General features: G+C 65.2%; 7 protein-coding genes. 2 read left to right on the top strand and 5 right to left on the bottom strand.

What is annotated here, in order from left to right:
• Nucleotides 1-3 precede the first annotated feature (3 nt).
• Nucleotides 4-1,113 (top strand): polyamine ABC transporter substrate-binding protein, encoded by a 1,110-nt coding sequence (locus K3F49_RS10650; protein ID WP_234680877.1) that lies wholly within the window; start codon nucleotides 4-6, stop codon nucleotides 1,111-1,113.
• A 177-nt stretch (nucleotides 1,114-1,290) separates the two neighbouring features.
• Here K3F49_RS10650 and K3F49_RS10645 read toward each other — a convergent pair whose 3' ends face one another.
• The 3 genes from K3F49_RS10645 to K3F49_RS39375 are packed head-to-tail and all read right to left on the bottom strand — an operon-like array spanning nucleotide 1,291 to nucleotide 12,272.
• On the bottom strand, nucleotides 1,291-7,413 hold the full coding sequence (locus tag K3F49_RS10645) for a hypothetical protein (protein WP_234680876.1): 6,123 nt from the start codon (nucleotides 7,411-7,413) through the stop codon (nucleotides 1,291-1,293).
• Between the two features lie 49 nt (nucleotides 7,414-7,462).
• Nucleotides 7,463-10,717 carry an autotransporter outer membrane beta-barrel domain-containing protein gene (locus tag K3F49_RS10640; protein ID WP_234680875.1) on the bottom strand — a complete coding sequence of 1,085 codons (3,255 nt, stop codon included), beginning with the start codon at nucleotides 10,715-10,717 and terminating at the stop codon, nucleotides 7,463-7,465.
• Nucleotides 10,718-10,721: 4 nt separating this feature from the next.
• A complete protein-coding gene (locus K3F49_RS39375; RefSeq protein ID WP_346657312.1) occupies nucleotides 10,722-12,272 on the bottom strand; it encodes a beta strand repeat-containing protein in 1,551 nt (516 codons plus the stop codon).
• Nucleotides 12,273-12,460: 188 nt separating this feature from the next.
• Here K3F49_RS39375 and K3F49_RS10630 point away from each other — a divergent pair, with 188 nt between their 5' ends.
• Entirely contained in the window at nucleotides 12,461-14,194 is a 1,734-nt protein-coding gene (locus K3F49_RS10630; RefSeq protein ID WP_234680874.1) for a winged helix-turn-helix domain-containing protein, read from the top strand.
• A gap of 108 nt (nucleotides 14,195-14,302) precedes the next feature.
• Here the strand turns inward: K3F49_RS10630 and K3F49_RS10625 are convergent, their stop codons facing one another.
• Together K3F49_RS10625 and K3F49_RS10620 are read right to left on the bottom strand one after the other, a co-directional pair.
• A complete protein-coding gene (locus K3F49_RS10625) occupies nucleotides 14,303-15,235 on the bottom strand; it encodes a lipid A biosynthesis lauroyl acyltransferase (RefSeq protein WP_234680873.1) in 933 nt (310 codons plus the stop codon).
• 8 nt (nucleotides 15,236-15,243) lie between these two features.
• Nucleotides 15,244-16,521 (bottom strand): beta-ketoacyl-ACP synthase, encoded by a 1,278-nt coding sequence (locus tag K3F49_RS10620; protein ID WP_234680872.1) that lies wholly within the window; start codon nucleotides 16,519-16,521, stop codon nucleotides 15,244-15,246.
• Nucleotides 16,522-16,531 lie beyond the last annotated feature (10 nt).

Here is a 16,531-nt window from a genome sequence, read left to right as displayed (position 1 = left end):
GAGATGACGAACGTCGGCCGCTTCGGGCTTTGCCTTGGTTTTGCAATCGCCGCGCTGACGTTGCTCTCCGCCCCAGTGAGGGCCGAGGAGCGGGTCGTCAACTTCTACAACTGGTCGAACTACATGGCGCCCGACGTCCTTGAGGCCTTCACCAAGGAGACCGGCATCAAGGTGGTGTACGACACCTTCGATGCCAACGAGACGCTGGAGACGCGCCTGATGGCCGGCAAGTCCGGCTATGACGTCGTGGTGCCCACGGCCTATTTCCTGCAGCGCCAGATCAAGGCGAATATCTTCCAGAAGCTCGACAAGGCGAAGCTGCCGAACTTGGCCAACGCCTGGCCGATGGTGACCAAAAATCTCGCGACCTACGATCCCGGCAACGATTTTGCCGCGAACTACATGTGGGGCACGACGGGCATCGGCTACAACGTCGCCAAGGTGAGGCAGATCCTCGGGCCTGACGCGAAGATCGACAGCTGGGATATCGTCTTCAAGCCGGAGAACCTGGCCAAGTTCAAAGACTGCGGCGTGCACATGCTCGACTCCGCCGACGACATCTTTCCGGCGGCGCTGAATTATCTCGGGCTCGATCCGAACTCGACCAGGCAGACGGACCTGGAGAAGGCTGCCGATGTCGTGGCGAAGGTTCGCCCTTTCGTGCGAAAATTCCACTCGTCCGAATATCTGAGCGCGCTCGCCACCGGCGAGATCTGCTTCGTGGTCGGCTGGTCCGGCGACATCATGCAGGCCCGTGCGCGTGCGGCCGAGGCCAAGAGCGGCATCGAGATAGGCTATGCGATCCCGAAGGAGGGCGCGCAGATGTTCTTCGACAATCTCGCGATCCCCGCGGATGCAAAGAACGTCAAGGAAGCCTACGAGCTGATCAACTACCTCTACCGCCCCGACGTTGCCGCCAAGAACTCGGACTTCCTGTCCTACGCCAACGGCAACCTCGCCAGCCAGAAACTGGTCGATCCGAGAATCCTCAACGACAAGAACATCTATCCGGACGAGGCGACGCTTTCAAAACTGTTCGTCATCACCGCTCGTGATCCGGCCACGCAGCGGATCATCAACCGGCTCTGGACCAAGGTGAAGACGGGACGCTGAGGGGCGGCGGTCGATCCGGAAACTCAATTCCGCAAAACAACCCCATGCACAGTAGAACCGCGGCGTGCGAGTTGTCGGTCATTTGACACGTCGGGCAAAACACCGGCAGGATGACATCCTGCCCATAAGCTCCAGACACTGCGCGCCACGCGAAGCATCGCGCGGGCACCGTGCCTCTTACCACTCATACCGGACTGTGCCCTTGCCGGTGTAGGTCTGCGTGCTCCGGGAGAACTCGCCCTCGACGCTGCCGGCGAGCGAAAGGCCATTCCGCCATTTCATCTCGGCACGGCCGCCGACAAGCGCGGAGTCGGCGGCCGGCTGCGCGCCGCCGACGGTGAAGGCGGCGCCGGGGAGGGTCTGGAAGGCGGCGTTCACGAAGCGGTTGGTGTTGGAGTCGTGGGCCCAGGCGAGCCGGCCGCGCAAGGTGAGCAGGCCATAGCTGACGAGGAAGCGCTGGTCTGTACGCGCGCCGAGCTCGGTGCGGACATTGGTCGTGTCCTGCGCGGCGTAAGACAGCGCGAACTGATTGCTGCCGACCATCGCGGTCTCGCTGTAGCCGGGCAGATGGAAGGTGGTGGCCTGCACCGCCGCGTAAGGCGTCACGCCGAAGCTGGAGGCGGGGATGGGTGCGAAGCGCCAGCCGGTTTCGAGGCGACCGGCAAAGGTGCTTGCCTTGAAGTTCGCGGTGAGCTTGTCGGTGCCTGACACCGTCACGGTGCGGTCGGTGGTGACGTCCTGCCAGCCATAGGCGAGGGCCGCGGAGATGTAGGCTGGCCCAAGATCGTGGCGGGCATAGAGGCCGGCCTGGAAGACATCGGCGCGGCCGCTGCCGAGCGCATCCGCAACGGAGAAGTGGAAGCCGGCGCCGCCGAGCGCAAAGCCGACCAGCGTGTCCGGCGAGAGGCGATAATCGGCGCCGACGGCGGTGCCGTAGATGCGGCTGGTGGTGGAGGTCGAACCGGCCGCCGCATTGCCGTTCAAATTGCTGGCGCCGCCATAGCCGGAGGCCCACACGCCCCAGCGCCGATCGATGACATCGCCGCTCGCTTCGCGCGGTGTCACCGCGGCATAGGCCTCGCGGACTGCGTCGTGGTTTTGGGCATCGTCCGGGGCATAGCCCAGCGCTCCGCCACCGGCACCATTAGGGCTGCGTCCGCCGTCCGTGCCGCCATTGAGCGGATCGAGCATGCCCATGAACTGCTGCATGGCGTTGAACGCGGCCTGCGTGCTGGCGGCGCCGGGCTGGCCCGAGACCTCGCTGAGCGCGCGCTTGAGCTGCGCACCGCTCATGTTGAGAAGCGTATCGAAGCCGGCCGGCGGTGCCGCACCGCCGTCGACCGCCTTGTTGACGCTGTTTGCGACGCCGGTCTGGTTGCTGTTCGTGTCCGGCGGCAGCACGATCAGGCCGGGATCGAGCACGAGATAGACATTGTCGAGGTCGTAGGTCAGGTGCGGATTGCGGGCCGGATTGAACGAGCCGCTGACGTTAAGCCCGGCGAACTGCGTTCCACCAAGCCCGCGGGTCGCCGTGAGAATGGTGTAGGTCTGGCCGCGGAAGCTGCCGGGGATCGCTACCGCTTGCACGGTGGCGCCAGTGAGCGTCGCAGTGCCCGTGACTTTGGCGGACGTGGCGGCCGAGGAGCTGACCTGCACCAGATAGATCGCGCCGGAGGCGAACGCGAGGCTGCCGGTGACGGACGCCGACGAGCCCGCGGTGGTGCCGGGCGCATAGGTGCCGCCGTTGATGTTCAGCGTCCCGGTCGAGCCAGTGCCGGTCAGGATGCCGCCGTTCAGATTGGTCGTTCCCAGGATCGCACCCAGGTTGGTGATGGTGCCCGAATTGCTGGTCAGGCCGCCGCTCAGTGTGCCGGCGTTGGTGACGGTGCCGCTGTTGGTCACGAGGCCGGATACCGTGCCGCCGGAATTGTTGATGAAGCTGCCGGCGGTCGCAATCGTGCCGGTCCACACCGCGTTGTTGGTGATGGTGCCGGTGTTGCTCGCGACGTCTGCGACGTAAGTGCCGTTGTTGGTCACGGTGCCGGCATTGTCGAGAGCATCGCTGATGCTGCCGCCCACGGACACCACGATCGTGCCTGACGACGTATTGACGATGCCACTGGCGGTCGCCGTCAACCGTCCGGTATTGGCGACCGTGATCGCGCCGCTATTGGTCAGGAGACCCTGAATTGTGTAATCGCCGTTCGCGTTGATCGCCAGCGTCGCGCCATGGGCGTTGGTAAAGGTGGAGTCGCTGTCCACGGCGCCGCCGACATTGAACACGCCGTTGGCATTGTTGGCGATGTCGCCATTGACCACTCCGCCATTGGCGTTGACGGTGGCGGTGTTGGTGAGGCCTCCGAAAATGCCGTAGGTGGTCGTAAGCGTGCCGCCGGAAACGTTCACGCCGCCCCAGAAGATGCCGTCGTTGATGGTGGTTCCGGTGTTGGTGAAAAGGCCGTCGACGCCACCGCGCATATTGTTGACGAAGGTCGCCGAGTTGGTGGTGCCGCCGGTCGTCGTCACCCCGCCGCTATTGGTGAAGGTGCCGGCGTTGTTGGCGATGGTGGTGGCGCTGAGCCCGCCCGAGGCGACATTGACGGCCGACGCGGATGTCGAATTGTTGGTGAAGGCGGTGATGCCGGTGAAATTGCCGGAGACCGCCAACGTCGCCGTGCCGCTGTTGGTGAAGGTGCTGTTCGTCGACAAGTGGCCAGCCGTTACCGTGAACGAGCCGGTGCCCTGGTTGACAATGGCGCCATTGATCGTGCCGGTTGCCCTCACGGTGCCGGTATTGGTAAGGCCACCCGTCACCGTGTAGTAGTTGGTGAAGGTGGCGCTGTTGGTGATACCGCCGGTCGTCGTCACCGTGCCGTAGTTGGTGAAGCTGCCGGCATTATTGGCAATGCTGCCCGCACTCAAGGTTCTTGGCCAAGCGACAACGACGGCCGACGCTGATGTCGAATTGTTGGTGAAGGTCGTAATGCCGGTGAAATCGTTGGAGACCGCGATCGTCGCCGTATCACTGTTGGTGAAGGCGCCGTTGGTCGTGAGCGCGTTGGCCACCGTGAACGAGCCCGCGCCCTGATTGACGATGCCGTCGTTGATCGCGCCGGCCGCATACACGGTCCCTCTATTGGCAAGGCCGCCATTGACGGTGCCGAAATTGGTCAAGGTTCCCGCGCTGTTGTTCGTGGTGCCACCCGTCGCAGTCAACGTGCCGTAGTTGGTGAGGGTGCCGGCATTGTTGGCGATGGTGGTGACGCTGAGCGTCATGCCTCCGGAGACAGTGACGGCCGATGCGGATGTCGAATCGTTGGTGAAGGCGGTGATACCGGTAAAATTGCCGCCGGCGACGGCGAGCGTCGCGGTGTCGCTGTTGGTGAAGGCGCCGTTGGTCGTGAGCGCGTCAGTCAGCGTAAACGAGCCTGTGCCCTGATTGACGATGCCGTCGTTGATTGCGCCGGCTGCATTCACGGTGCCGTTGTTGGTGAGGCCGCCGTTGACAGTGTCGGTGGTGGTGAAGGTTCCTGCGCTTCCGTTCGTGAACCCGCCGGTTGTCGTCACCGTGCCGTTGTTGGTGAAGGTGCCGGCATTGTTGGCGATGGTGGTGGCGCTGAGCGTTCTGCCCGTGGAGACAATGACGGCCGACGCGGATGCCGAATTGTTGGCGAAGGCGGTGATGCCCGTGAAATTGCCGCCGGAGACGGCGAGCGTCGCTGTGCCGCTGTTGGTGAAGGTGCCGTTGGTCGTCAGTGCGCCGGTCAGCGTGAACGAGCCGGCGCCCTGGTTGACAATGCCGTCGTTGAGGACGCCGGTCGCGTTCACGGTGCCGGCATTGGTGAGGCCGCCATTGACGGTGCCGGTGGTGGTGAAAGCCCCTGCGCTGCCGTTCGTGAAGCCGCCGGTCGTCGTCACCGTGCCGCTGTTGGTGAAGGTGCCGGCATTGTTCGCGATGGTGGTGGCGCTCAGCGTCATTCCGGAGGCGACGTCCACGGCTGAGGCCGACGTCGAATTGTTGATGAAGGTGGTGATGCCGGTGAAATTGCCGCCGGAGACGGCCAGCGTCGTCGTGCCGCTGTTGATGAAAGTGCCGTTGGTCGTGAGCGCGCCTGTCACCGTGAACGAGCCGGCGCCCTGGTTGACGATGCCGTCGTTGACCACGCCGGCCGCATTAACGGTGCCGCTGTTGGTGAGGCCGCCATTGACGGTGCCGGTGGTGATGAAGGTTCCGGCGCTTCCATTCGTGAAGCCACCGGTCGTCGTCACTGTGCCGTTGTTGGTGAAGGTGCCGGCATTGTTGGCAATGGTGGCGGCGCTGAGCGTCATGCCGGAGGAGACGATGACCGCCGACGCCGATGTCGAGTTGTTGATGAAAGTGGTGATGCCGGTGAAATTACCGCCGGCGACCGCGAGCGTCGCTGTATCGTTGTTGGTGAAGGCGCCATTGGTCGTGAGCGCGCCTGTGACCGTGAACGAGCCCGCGCCCTGATTGACGATGCCGTCATTGATCGCGCCGGCCGCATTCACGGTGCCGTCGTTGGTGAGGCCGCCATTGACGGTGCCGGTGGTGGTGAAGGTGCCGCTGTTGGTCATGCCGCCGGTCGTCGTCACCGTGCCGCTGTTGGTGAAGGTGCCGGCATTGTTGGCAATGGTGGCGGCGCTCAGCGTCCTGCCGGAGGAAACAATGACGGCCGAGTCCGAGGTCGAATTGTTGGTGAAGGTGGTGATGCCGGTGAAATCTCCGCCGGAGACCGCGAGCGTAGCCGTATCGTTGTTGGTGACGAAGCTGTTGGTCGCGAGCGCGCCTGTTACCGTGAACGAACCGGTCAGCAGATTGGAAATACCGTCGTTGAGCGTGCCGGACGCAGTGGCGGTGCCGACGTTGCCAAGCCCGCCATTGACCGTGCCCGTGGTGATGAAGGTTGTCCAATTGCTGATGGCGCCGTTCCAGGTGCCGTTATTCGTCAGTGTGCCGCCCTCATTGTGGGCCGTGCCGTTCCAGGTGGCGCCGCTGCTGTTGGTGATGGTGCCGCCGGCGTAGGACGCCACGTTGCCCGACATTGTGCCGTTGTTGGTGAACGTGCCGCCATAGTTATAGAGGTCGTCGCTGAACGACCCGTTGTTGATGATTTGGCCCTCATTCCTGACGGAGCCCGCAGTGAAGCTGCCGCTCGCGCCGACGGTGATCGTGCCGCCGCCGTTGTACACCGCGTTGCTGAAGCTGGCGGTGCCGTTGGCCGTGAAGGTCGCGCCAGTGGCCAGGCCGAGGTCGGTCGCGCCCAGGGTCCGTCCGCTCGAGACGTTGACCGATCCGGTTTGGTCCATGTAGACGCCGCCGGCGCCCGTGAGGTTGCCGCTGGAAACCGTCAGCGAGCTGCCGTAGAGCGTGATGACGTTTCCGTTCAGCATGCCCCGTGCGTCGAGCGACGAGCCACTGGCGGTGATTTCGCCAGTGATGTTCGATCCGGTCAGCAGGGTCAGGCTGTTGACGCCGCCGGTGAAGGCGAGGGCCATGGAGCCGGAAATCGAGCCGGAATTGGTGATTGCCAGATTTTGCCCGGTAATGCCGACGCCGGTATTGCCGGAGTGTCCGCGCGTAACAAAATGAAAGGCGGTTCCGCCCAAGCCGCCCGAGCCTGCGGCAATTGCCCCGGAATTTGTGATGGTGGCGCCATTGCTGTTGGTGACAGTGATGCCGTTGCCGCCATCGCCGCCCGCGCCGATAGAGTCGAAATCACCGGAATAATTATATATCTCGTCGCCGCCAACACCACCGCTTCCGCCTTGCACGGAGACGCCGCTATTGATGGTCAACACGACGCCGGTGTTGGCGCCGTTGACGATGAGGCCGCTGCCGCCGCCGCCGCCGCCGCCGCCGGGGCCGACGCTCATAATGTCAGTCTGATTAACATATCCAGTGCCGCCGGCGCCGCCAGTGCCGCCGGTGGCGTTGACGCTGATGGTCGTCGTGCCTGACGCGCTGACGGTGGTGCCGGCACCACCCGCGCCACCGCCGCCACCGCCGGCGGCACCGCGGCCGCCGGGGCCGCCATAGCCGCCTTCGCCGCCGCTGTCGGATCCGCCGCCGGAACCGCGACGACCGGGAGTATAGACGCCGTCACCGCCGGCTGTGCCTGTCGACGCTCCATTGCCAGCGAGCCCTGCGGCTCCGCCGCTGCCGGGAAACGTGGTGAGATTCCAGTACGCATCCGTACCGTTGCTGCCGTTTTGTCCGGTCGACTGGGCGAGCGCGGCAGCCGGGCTCGCCAGGGCGGCGATAAAGGCGGCGCTCGCCATCCAGCGGCGGCGAGATCGCGATGCTATCGAACCGACATGCGCTTTCCGCTCACCATTCATAACGCACCGTGCCCTTGCCCGTGTACGTCTGCGTGCTGCGGGAGAACTCGCCTTCGATCGTGCCCGCGAGCGACAGGCCATTCCGCCATGTCATCTCGGCGCGGCCACCGACCAGCGCGGAGTCCGCGGCAGGTTGCGCGCCGCTGACCGCGAAAGCCGCGCCGGGCAGCGTCTGGAAGGCGGCGCTGACGAAGCGGTTGATGTTGGTATCGTGCGCCCAGGCGAGGCGGCCCCGCAACATGAGCACGCCATCGCTGACAAGGAAGCGCTGGTCGATGCGGGCGCCGAGCTCGGTGCGGACATTGGTAGCGTCCTGCGAGGTGTAAGAGAGCGCGAACTGGTTGCTGCCGACGATCGCGGTCTCGCCGTAGCCGGGGAGATGGAAGGTGGTGGCCTGTACCGCCGCGTAAGGCGTGACGCCGAAGGAGGAAGTGGGGACCGGTGCGAAGCGCCAGCCGGTCTCCAGGCGGCCGGCAAAGGTGCTCGCCTTGAAGTTGGCGGTAAGCTTGTCGGTGCCCGACACCGTCACGGTACGGTCGGTGGTGACGTCCTGCCAGCCATAGGCGAGGGCCGCGGAGATGTAGGCCGGCCCAAAGTTGTGGCGGGCATAGAGGCCGGACTGGAACAGATCGGCGCGGCCGCTGCCGAGAGCATCCGAGAGCGCGAAATTGTAGCCGGCGCCGCCGAGCGCAAAGCCGATCAGCGTGTTCGGCGAGATGCGATAATCGGCGCCGACCACGGTGCCGTAGATGTGGCTGGTGGTGGTGCTCGAGCCCGATGCGGCATTGCCGTTCAACGTGCTGGCGCCGCCATAGCCGGAGGCCCACACGCCCCAGCGGCGATCGATGACGTCGCCGCCGGCCTCGCGCGGTGTCACCGCGGCATAGGCCTCGCGCACCCTGGCGTCGTTCGGGCCGGTGGAGGCGTATCCAAGCGTCCCGCCGTCACCGGCGGCCCCGCCGTGCTCGCCGCTGGCGTCGCCGCCGAGCATGTCCAGGAATTGCTGCGTGGCGCCGAACGCGGCTTGCGTGCCGGCGGCGCCGGGCTGGCCGGAGACCTGGTTGAGCGCATGGTTGAGCGGCGCGCCGTTCATGTTGAGCAGCGCATCGAAGCCGGCCGGCGGCGTCCCGCCGGCCGCGACCGCTCTGTTAATGGCGTCGGCAACACTCTCGGGATTGGCGCCCGTGCCGGCCGGCAGTGTGATCGTGCCGGGATCGAGCACGAGATAGACGTTGTCGAGGTCGTAGGTGAGATGAGGATTGCGGGCGCCGGGGGCAAAGGTGCTGCCCGTGATGCCGGCAAAGGCGCCGACCAGTCCGCCGCCTGCGGAGAGGATGGTATAGGTCTGGCTGCGGAAGCTGCCCGCTAGCGCCACCGCCTGCACGGTCGCGCCGGTGAGCGTTGCGGTGCCCGTGACGTTGGTGCGGTCGGCCGCGGACGTTGAGACTTCCACCTTGTAGAAGCTGCCGGCTGTGAACGCCAGATTGCCGCTCACGGTGAGGGTGCCGATGGAATTGCCGGGCGCGAGCGTGCCGCCGTTTGCGATCGTCGTGTTGCCGACAATGCCGGTGCCGCCGAGCGCGCCGCCCGCGTTCACAGTGACGCCGCTCGATGCGGTGATATCGCCGTTCACTGCGAGCGTGCCGCCGTCGATCGTGGTCGCGCCGGTGTAGGTGTTGATGCCCGACAGCGTCAGCGTGCCGGTGCCGACCTTGGCCAGCGCGGCGCCCGCGCCGCCGCCCGATCCGCCGTCGGCGATCACGCCGGTGACGTTGGTCGATCGATTGTCGCTGCCGACCGTCAGCTGGTTGGCACCAAGATAAAATGTCCCCACTCCGAGGAGCGAGCCGGCGGTGAGCTTGTGGTCGCCGTTGGGTCCTGACGTCGTCGAGAGGTCGAATACTGATCCGACCGAGGCGTTGAACAATTGCGCGTTGCCGGGCCTGGAGTTGCCTTCGAACAGCACATTGCCGCTGTTGGTGATGACGGCGCTGCCGGCCGTGGCATTGGCGCTGAACGCCAGCGTACCGGCGGAGACCGTCGCGCCGGAAAAACTCTCCACGCCGGTCAGGGTCAGCGTGCCGGCGCCGGTCTTGGTCAGCGTGGTGCCGCCGAGGTTCTGACTCACGACGAAATTGTTGGCGGCATCCGCAATGTCGAATGTGCCGCCGCCGGTGCCCAGATTGATGGTACGCGCGGTGGTGTTGAAGGTCGTGCCCGTGATCTGCAGGGTACCGCCCTTGAAGGTCAGGCCGCCCGCGAGGTCGCCGAGATTGTCCTCGGAGGCGACGCTGACGGTGCCGCCGGCGAAGGTGGTGCCGCCGCTATAGGTATTGCTGCCCGTGAGCGTCAGCGTGCCGGTGCCGGTCTTCACCAGCGAGCCGCCCGCGGCGCCGCTGTAGCCGCCGTCGGCGATCACGCCGCTGACGGTGGTCGACAGATTGTTGCCGCCGACCGTCAGCTCGATCGCGCCGAGATAGAAGGTGCCGTCGCCGGCGATCGAGCCGGCGCTGAGCTTGTTGTCGCCGCTCGGGCCGGAGCTGCCGGAGAAATCGAAGAAGGTGTTGGCCCCGTTGTTGATCAACTGCGCATTGCCGGCGGTCGCATTGTCGCGGAACCAGGTCATGCCGCTGGTATTGTTGACGGGGCCGCCGGCATTGTTGGTGATGGCGGCGTTGCCGGCGGTGCTGGTGCCGGTGAATGATAGATTATAGGTGTTGTTGATGGTCGCACTGCCGGCCGTGCTGGCGTCGTTGAACGACGCTACAAAGTTGCTGGTGATCGTTGCGCTGGCCGCAGTGCTCGAGCTCTCGAAGTACAAGCTGCCATTGTTGGTGATGCCGGCGCGTCCCGCCGTGCTCGTTTGGTTGAAGTCGATTGAGCCGGTGCTGGTGATGACGGCATCGCCAGCGGTGCTCGAACCGCCAAAGGAAAGCGATCCATCGTTGTTGATGGTTGCGGTGCCGGCCGTGCTGGTGTTCAGGAAATACGCGTAGCCGAAGTTGTTGACGGTGATGGTCGCGCTGCCAGCCGTGCTGGTGTTGCGGAAAGACAATTGGCCGTTGGCCGTGATGGTGGCGCTGCCGGCCGAACTCGCATCGTAGAAACCTATGAACGTATAGTTGCTGCCGCCGCCGATGATGGCGTTTGCGGCCGTGCTCGAGTCCTGGAAGATGACCTGGCCGGTGCTGGAATTAGCGATGGTGGCACTGCCGGCCGAGCTCGTGCCGTAGAAATATGTCAATCCGCTATTGCTGATGGTCGCGTGGCCTGCCGTGCTGGGTGTCGTAGAACGCAGTCGTTCTGTTTGTGATGTTATTGATGGTTGCGTTTGCTGCCGTGCTGGCGTCGCGGAAATAGAACGTGCCGCCGATATCGTTGCTGAGGTTTGCGGTTCCGGCCGAGCTCGTGTTGTGGAAAGTGACGGCGTAGGTGGGAGTATCGGCATTGTTGATGATCGTGGCGCTTCCGGCCGTGCTCTGGTCGTAGAAGTCGACGGTGCCGTGTCCCGTGCTGGTGATCACGGTGCTGCCGGCACTGCTTGTGTTGCGAAAGATCACGGCCCCTTCGCTGGAGATGCTGGTGATGCCGGTGGTGTCGGCGTTGACGACGGCGAGCGTGCCGCCAGAGCCTACTCCGATCGTGCCCAGGATCGAGCCGGTGCGGGTGGCCGCGCCGAGCTGCAACGTTCCGCCGTTGATCGTGGTGCCGCCGCTGTAGGTGTTTGCGCCCGACAGCGTCAGCGTGCCGGTGCCGGTCTTCACCAGCGATCCGCCGGTTGCGCCCGCCGCGGAGCAGGTCGGGCTCGTGCCGCAATCGCTGATCACGCCGCTCACTTCCGTGCTCAGATTGTTGCCGCCGACGGTGAGCTCGCGTGCGCCCAGAAAGAAACTGCCCGCGCCCGCAATCGAGCCGGCGCTGAGCTTGCCGTCTCCCGCCGGTCCCGTGGACGCGGAAAAGTCGACGATGCCGCCGGCAGCGTTGGTGATCGCTGCGTTGCCTGCCGTACTGGTGCCGGAGAAACCCAGGAAGCTGTTCGTGTTGTTGATGATGGTCGCGTTACCAGCCGTGCTGGCGCCGGAAAAACTCACGCCACCATTGTTGGTGATGGTCGCGCTGCCCGCTGTACTGCTGTCCTTGAAGGACAGGTGCATGTTGTTGGTGATGGTGGCGCTGCCCGCCGAGCTCGTGTTGTTGAAGAACAGCCACCCGCCATCATCGCCATTGTAGTTGACGGTGATGTGGGCGCTGCCAGCCGTGCTGGCGTCGTAGAAATTCACACTGCCGTAGGTCGTGATGGCCGAGGTGCCCGCCGTGCTGGTGTTATAGAAGTTCACCGCGCTGGTGGGATTGTCGTTGTTGATGGTGGCGCCGCCGGCCGTGCTGGCGTTGAGGAAATTGACGCCGCCGTCGACCATGTTGATGGTGGCGCTGCCGCCGTTGATGACGATGCCCGCGCCGTTGAAATTCAGAAACTGGCCGGTGGCGAAGGTGTAATTTCCCGCCCCGGCATTGAACGTCCAGCCGCCGACATTCGTCGTATTGGCTTCGTCGTTGCCGGGAAGTGACAGGCTGGTGGTGTTCGAGGCACCGAAGGAAGCCGTGCCTGACGGCACAGTACCGGTGCTCCAACTGGTGCCGAAATCATAGCGGTTGCTGCCGGGAGCAGCGAGCCAGGTCGCGTCCTGCGCACGGGCGGGGGTGGCCGGCAGCGACCAGGCCAAAGCCAGCGCCGACGACGTCAGCAGCGCGGCCCGCAGGCGGCGGGTCGCCTTGAAACAATCTTTCCCCGTCCTCACCTCGTCCCCCGGCATGCACTTTGCGAGTCCTTGATCGGATTCATCGCATCGGGCCGGAGGTGGTGTCCTGATAAGGGGGTGGCTTGTTTCTGAAACTTTCTGATATTTCCGGTTCAGGGAAACTTTTCGGGCTTTTTCGACACAGTTGCCCTATATGAGCCGGCCAGAGAGAGGCTTGGGGGGATCAGTTGCTTTGTTTCGCCGGCTTCGAGCTGGATCAGCAGCGCGCGGAGCTGCGCTCAGCCGATGGCGTTGCAATCAAGCTCCGGCCCAAGACCTTCGAGATGCTGCGGTTGTTCGCAACCAGCGGCGGCCGGGTGCTGAGCAAGCAGGAGTTGATGGAGGCGGTCTGGCCGAACGTGCATGTCGGCGAGGACAGCCTGTTCCAGTGCATCCGCGAGCTTCGCACCGCGCTCGGCGACGAGCGGCGGCAGCTGATCAAGCTCGCTTCCGGCGGCGGCTATCTGCTGGCGACGGAGGTCGTGGCCGCGCCGGATGCTACGCCACAAGCCGAGGTGCCCCGGCTGGCTCCGACTGGCGGGGTTGAGCCTGAGCCGCCGGCCGAGATGGTCGTGGCGCCTGTGCGGCCGCAGCGTGCCATCTTCGGTTTGAGCCGGCAGGCCATCGTCGCCGCGGTGGTCGGACTCTGTGCGATCCTCATGGGGCTTGCGGTGGCCGCGCCCGTGCTGAAGCCGGACCTGCTGTTCAGGCGAACGCCGCCGCGCATCGTCGTGAGGCTGATCGTTGATGCCAGCAACGATTCCCGCGGCGCGGCGATGGCAGCCGAGGTCACCGGACGCCTGACTGACGGTTTTGCCAAGATCCAGAACATCAGCGTGGTGGCGCCGCGACTGGCGGCGGTCGCGGGCGGCGAAAGCACCTCCGCGCCTGCCACCTCATCCGATTACGAACTGCGCGGCGAGTTGCAGCTTGCCGATCAATCCTGGACGCTGCGGGCGCGCATCATCAAGTCCGCGACCGGCGAGGTTCAATCGGCGGTCGCGGCGTCGGTCAACGCTGAGGCGCTGGACGCGCAGCTTGCGCAGGCGCGGCTCGCCGCGGGCGTCGGCCATGTGCTTGCGCGCCGGCTGAATGAAATTCTGGAGCCGAGTGCGTCATCCGCGCGCCGCACATCGTCGGCGGGCGGCGACAAGGTGGCCGTCGAGCAGGCGCTCGCCTCGATTAACCAGACCACGCGCGAGCGTTTTGACGCGGCACAAACGATGCTGCAGAAGGCGCTCACCGACGATCCCGACAATGTCGATCTCGCCGTCGCGCTCTCATCGCTGCAGATGCGCGGCATCCAGATGGTCTGGTTCAGCCCGGAGGAGGCCGTTGCGGTCGAGGCGAAGGCCAATGCCACGCTCGAGCACGCACTGCGATTGAAGCCGAACGCCATTGCGGTGCTCGAGGCCCAGTGCCGCTTTCTCAGCGCCACCAACCATTTCGTCGAAAGCCTCGTCACCTGCGCCAAGGCCTTGAGCTTCGATCCGTGGAACGGGTCTGCGCTCTATCTGATCGGCCTCGGGCAGATATTTCTAGGCCGCTTCGACGATGCGCTCGCGACATTCCAGCAAGCCGACCGTTACGACACGCCGCCGGCTTCGCGCTGGACCTGGCTGCTCGGCGCAGGCATGGCGAATGTCTTCATGGGGCGCGACGAGGAGGCGCTGCCGTGGCTGCAACGCTCGATCGCCATCACGCCGGCGACCGGCCGCTCGCATTTGATGCTGGCTGCCGCCTACCAGAGATCGGGCCGGTTCGAGGAGGCAAAGGCGGCGATCGCGGAGGGACTGCGCTTGCGGCCCGGCACGACCAGGCAAAGCGTCTGGCCGCCTATGAAGAACGTCAGTCCGGTCTGTATCGCAGCCTGGGAACGCGTCGTGCAGGCCGAGGTGGATGCGGGCTTGCCGGAGCAGTGAGGGCTGTCTCAGCGGCTGACGCCCAAAAAAGCCAAACCCTCACCCTCTCAGGATGAGGAATTAGCAGTCCGGACTGCTTCGCTTCGCTCGCAGCAATGACGGAATAAATCAGCGCCACCGCCGGTGCAGCCAGAGCCACTGCTCGGGATGCTCGCGCACCCAGCCTTCCACCACATTGGTGATCGCCTGCGTCGTGCCCTGGATGTCGATCTTGCCGTCGGCGTCACGCACTGGCGGAATTTCCTCCGTCAGTTCAGCGCGGAAGCGGAAGCCGGGCAGGCGGATGACGCGCACGCCGTGAATGGGGCACTCGACCTGGCGCAAGAGGCGGGCCAGCATCGGATTGGCGCGGGTCTTGCGACCGAAGAAGGTGACCTCGACGCCGTTGGTCAGATACTGGTCGACCAGCATGGCGACGTGCTTGCCATCCTTGAGCGCCTGCGCGAGCCGCAGCGGCGCATCGCGGCCGGCGGGGATCAGCGTGCCCATGTTGACCTGGCGCATCTCCTGGATGATGCGGTCGGCCGACGCAATGTTCGGCCGGCGGTAGAGGATCGCGGTATCGAGCCCGTGCGCGACGGCGGCGAGTGCGGGCAGTTCCCAATTGGCGAGATGCGCGGCAAAGATCAGCGCAGGCCTGCCGTCGTCACGGATGCAATCGAACCGCTCGATGCTGGGCTTTGGCAGTTCGATCCGGCTGTTCTCCGGATGGGCACGATCGTAGTCCCAGACATGGTCGATATGGGCGAACTCGGCGCCGACGCGGCCGAGATTGTCCCACACGCCCATCAGGATCTGCTCGATCTCTTCGGGTGATTTTTCCGGAAACGCCGCGGTCAAGTTGGCGCGGCCGATGCGGTGCTCGCGCAGACGCGGGCCGATCGTCTTGGTGACGCGCGCGAAAAAATCCGAGGTCTTGACCGGATCGAAATAGCGCGTGGTGCGCAGCATGCCGACGGTGGCAGCCCCGATCAGGCCTCCGCTGATCGATTTGGCGGCTTCCCGCGCGCGGGCCTTCGTGCTCGCAGGAAGCAGCGCCATGCGTCCGGTCAGGCCGGTTCGCGGGTCAGGATCAGCGAGGCGTTCTGGCCGCCGAAGCCGAACGAGTTCGACATCACCGCGGTGACACGGGCATCGCGCGCCTTGTTGCCGACGACGTCGAACAGGATCGTGGGATCCGGATTGTCGTAGTTGATGGTCGGCGGAATGCGCTGATGCTCGAGCGTGAGCAGCGAGAAGATCGCCTCGACCGCACCCGCGGCCGAGATGGTGTGACCGACCATCGACTTGTTGGAGGTGACCGGAATCTTCTGCAGGAGATCGCCGAACACGGCCGATGTCGTGTTGTACTCCATCTTGTCGTTCTCGGGCGTCGCGGTGCCGTGCGCGTTGATGTGGTCGATCTGGTCCGGCGTCATGCCGGCGTCGGCCAGCGTCTTGTTCATGCAGCCGATGATCGGCTTGCCATCGGGCGACGAGCGGGTGCGATGGAAGGAATCGGTGAGCTCGCCGCAGCCGGCGATGACACCGAGAATCCTGGCGCCACGCGCGGTCGCTGCTTCATAGCTCTCCAGCACCAGCGCACCTGCGCCTTCGGCCATGACAAAGCCGTCGCGGTTCTTGGAGAAGGGGCGGGAGGCCGCCTGCGGCGGATCGTTCTGGGTCGACAGCGCCGAGAGCAGCGAGAAGCGCACCAGCGCTTCCGGATTCACGGTGCCGTCGGTTGCGACGCAAAGCGCCGCATCGGTCTCGCCGCGGCGGATCGCCTCGACGCCGAGCTGGATCGAGGTCGCGCCCGAGGCGCATGCCGTCGACAGCGAGATCGGCGAGCCCTTGGTGCCGAAGGTCTCGGCGAGGTGCGCGGCGACCGAGCCGAACATGAAGCGGTGATGATAGGCGCTATACTTGCCGCCGCCGGAGATGCGCAAGAGATCGTCATAGGTGAAGTCGGGCGCGCCGACGGCGCGGCCAAGCTCGCGACGCTGCGGCCACTCGACCTCGACCGGCGCGACCGCGAGGAAGAGAGGACCCGGGAAATCGCCCCTGGCGCCGATGCCGGCCTGCTCGAGGGCTTCCTGCGTGACGAGTTCGGCCATCCGCTCGGACAGGCCAGTGGAGGAGAATGGATCGACGCTGACGAAATCCACCGTGCCGGCCATCGTGGTCTTCAGGCCGTCGATCGGAAAGCGCGTGATGGTCCGGATGCCGGATTCGCCGGCGACGAGCTTCGACCAATTGTCGGCCTTGCCGGCGCCGAGCGAGGTCGTGATGCCCATGCCGGTGACGACGACAACGGGACGCCCGAGTTTGTCGCGTGGTGCAGTCATGTCGATCCCC

This window comes from Bradyrhizobium monzae, from assembly GCF_021458635.1.
In the GTDB taxonomy this organism is placed as follows: Bacteria; Pseudomonadota; Alphaproteobacteria; order Rhizobiales; family Xanthobacteraceae; genus Bradyrhizobium.
Note: the sequence above shows the minus strand (reverse complement) of the source record. Positions and strands in the feature narration are given on the sequence as shown.

What these genes read in the sequence shown, in the direction of transcription:
- K3F49_RS10645 (WP_234680876.1), bottom strand. Translation starts at nt 7,413, where the DNA reads ATGGCGAGCGCCGCCTTTATCGCCGCCCTGGCGAGCCCGGCTGCCGCG.
- K3F49_RS10620 (WP_234680872.1), bottom strand. Translation starts at nt 16,521, where the DNA reads ATGACTGCACCACGCGACAAACTCGGGCGTCCCGTTGTCGTCGTCACC.
- K3F49_RS10650 (WP_234680877.1), top strand. Translation starts at nt 4, where the DNA reads ATGACGAACGTCGGCCGCTTCGGGCTTTGCCTTGGTTTTGCAATCGCC.
- K3F49_RS10625 (WP_234680873.1), bottom strand. Translation starts at nt 15,235, where the DNA reads ATGGCGCTGCTTCCTGCGAGCACGAAGGCCCGCGCGCGGGAAGCCGCC.